3 protein-coding genes are annotated in these 2,814 nt (G+C 62.9%); all 3 read left to right on the top strand.

Going from position 1 to position 2,814, the window contains the following annotated elements:
• Window positions 1–532 (top strand): class I SAM-dependent methyltransferase (locus tag ACKUUH_RS17210; protein WP_407951117.1); only part of this gene is annotated, 532 nt, incomplete at its 5' end.
• Window positions 533–587: 55 nt separating this feature from the next.
• Window positions 588–1,709 (top strand): hemolysin family protein, encoded by a 1,122-nt coding sequence (locus tag ACKUUH_RS17215; RefSeq protein ID WP_407951118.1) that lies wholly within the window; start codon window positions 588–590, stop codon window positions 1,707–1,709.
• 11 nt (window positions 1,710–1,720) lie between these two features.
• A complete protein-coding gene (locus ACKUUH_RS17220; RefSeq protein WP_407951119.1) occupies window positions 1,721–2,731 on the top strand; it encodes a class I SAM-dependent methyltransferase in 1,011 nt (336 codons plus the stop codon).
• Window positions 2,732–2,814 lie beyond the last annotated feature (83 nt).

Genomic DNA, 2,814 nt, shown 5'->3' on the forward strand with positions numbered 1-2,814 from the left:
CGAGCAGGTAGCGCGTTATGCCATGCACGAGAATACTTTGGAGAACAAGGGCTACGTGGCCCGTTTCGAGCGGCTGATCGACGTGATGAAGACTTATGTACCGCCGGCGCGACGCGTGCTCGACTATGGGTGCGGCCCCGGCCCCGTGCTCGTTGAAATGCTTCGACAGGCCGGTTACGAGGCTGACGGCTACGATCCGCACTTCGCGCCGCAGGCCGACCTCTCGGTCCCCTTTGATGCGATCTTGTCCACCGAGACTTTTGAGCACTTCTCGCTGCCCGGCGAGGAGATTCGGCGCGTCTGCGCCCACCTTCGCCCACAGGGATACCTCATTGTCATGACCGAGTTTCACAGGGGGCTGGCCCACTTCGCGAAATGGCACTATCCGCGCGACCCGACACATGTCGCGTTCTATGCCCAGCGCACGCTGGACCATATCGCGCGCCAGTACAACCTGGCGCTCCGATTCACCGATCAACGAAACACCGCCGTCTTTCAGCGAAATTCGGCCGATTCAGCAATTCCCCGGTGACCCAAGTTCCCCCATCGCCCGATTCAACTCTCAGGCGTTATCGTATGCGGCATATATGTCCGTAACGCTTCTCATCCTGCAGTTGATGTTCGTGCCCCTGCTGATCGGCATCAACGCCTTTTTCGTGGCGGCGGAGTACGCTGTCGTCACGCTGCGCTCGACGCGCATTGAGGAGCTTCGGCGCGAGGGCGTCGCCGTCGCCCGCGTGCTGTCCCGGCTGAAGGATGACATGAGCGGGTCGATCGCCACCATTCAGGTCTGCATCACCGCCACCAACCTCCTCATCGGGGCCGTCGCCGAGCCGGCCATGACCCAGATCATCCGCCTCATTCTGGCTCCGCTCGGCGCCTACATGCCCGAAACGGCAGGGCGCGTACTCGGCCTCGTCGTGGGGTTCACGCTCGTGACGCTCCTGACCGTTGTCCTCAGCGAACTGCTCCCCAAGGCCCTGACGCTTCAGCACACCGAGCGAATCGGCATGATCGTGGCCCGGCCGATTGCCTTCTTCCGACTGGTCTGCTCGCCGCTCGTGTCCGTCATGAGCTGGATGGGCAACGCCGTCACTCGCACCTTCGGGCTGGGCGACGTCGAGATTGAGGAAGCGGCGCACACCGAAGAAGAACTCGAAATGCTCGTCGACAAGGCCGACGAGGCCGGAGAATTCCACCACGAGCACGGCGACATCCTCCGACGGGCCTTCGACTTCGCGGACCTCAAGGTCGTCCACACCATGATCCCCATGCGCAAGGTACAGGTGCTCGACGCCAACGCCACCGTCAACGAGGCGGTCGGGCAACTTCAAGAATGGCCCTACACGCGCTGGCCGCTGCGCGATCCGTCCACCGGGAAGATCGTCGGCATCCTCAACATCAAGCTCGCCATACACGCCATCGCGCTGCAACTGGGCGACGTCCTGATCCTCCGCGATCTTGCCTCGCCGCCGGCCGCGCTCGACCCGGACATGCCGCTGGTCGACGCCTTGACCTACATGCGAAAGAGCCGGCGGCACATCGTCATGGTCGCGGAAGGTAACGGCCCCGAGCTGGGCATTGTCACCCTGGAGGACATCCTCGAGGCCATCGTCGGCGATATCCCGTCCGAGGCGCAGCGCCCGGACACGCCCCGACCGCCAAGAACGAAGGAGCGGGTCGCATTCAGAAAATGGAGAACAAGATGAATTGTCGACACATGTTGATGGCACTCATGCTCGCGAGCGTTTGCGCAACCGCCCGCGCCGAAAAGGGGGCTCCGCCGGACGACTCCCAATGTTTGAAGACCATGCGCACCGAGGCGGACGCCGCACGGCCGCTTGTCCAATCGCCCCTGGCGAAAGGCTTTCTCGACGCCGCGGCCCGCCTGGCGATTCCTTCCGCACGCGATCTCTATCGCACGGCCGACAAGCGTTACGTCATGCCCGACGAAGCGGCGAAGCTGTCCGACAGGCAGCGGGCCGACCTGACCAAGACTCCCGTCACGGCGCAGATCTATTACCACACCAAATACGGCACGCCGCTGGCCTATGTCCGGCTTCTCGACCTGCTCGGCCAGGCAGGCATCAAGGATGTCAGGGGCAAGCGCGTTCTCGACTACGGCTACGGCACCGTCGGCCATCTGCGCATGCTGGCGAGCATGGGCGCCGATGCCGTCGGCGTCGATGTCGATCCATTCCTCCCCGCCCTCTATTGCAAGGAGGATGACCAGGGAAAGATCGCCGTCGACGGGAAGGATGTCGGCCTAGTGACACTGGTCAACGGTCGCTGGCCCGGCGACGCCGATGCAAGCAAGCGCGTGGGCGGCGGCTACGACCTGATCATCTCCAAGAACACGCTCAAGAACGGCTATCTCCATCCCGAGCGCGAAGTGGACAGCCGCATGCTCATCGATCTCGGTGTGAGCGAGGACAAGTTCGTCGCCAGGCTATATGCCGCGCTCAAGCCGGGCGGATACGTGATGATCTACAACATCTGCCCCGCCCCCGCCCCGGCGGATAAGCCGTACATCCCGTGGGCCGACGGCCGGTGCCCCTTCCCGCGAAAGATGCTGGAATCGGCGGGCTTCAAGATCATCGAGTTCGACCGCGACGACTCCAAGGCCGTCCGCGAGATGGCCCACGCCTTCGGCTGGGACTCGGGGGATTACAAGATGGAATTGGAGACAAACCTCTTCGCGCACTACACGCTGCTGCGAAGACTGGAGTAGCCCTCAGAGAGAATTACGGCTTGAGATTCTTCGAGAAAAACTCCGTCACGCGCTCGGCGAATTCGATGCGGTTGTTCTCCTTG

Source organism: Parvibaculum sp., assembly GCF_045863935.1.
Classification (GTDB): Bacteria; Pseudomonadota; Alphaproteobacteria; order Parvibaculales; family Parvibaculaceae; genus Parvibaculum.

Coding starts and splice junctions, on each gene's coding strand:
- ACKUUH_RS17215 (WP_407951118.1), top strand. CDS start 588: ATGTCCGTAACGCTTCTCATCCTGCAGTTGATGTTCGTGCCCCTGCTG.
- ACKUUH_RS17220 (WP_407951119.1), top strand. CDS start 1,721: ATGTTGATGGCACTCATGCTCGCGAGCGTTTGCGCAACCGCCCGCGCC.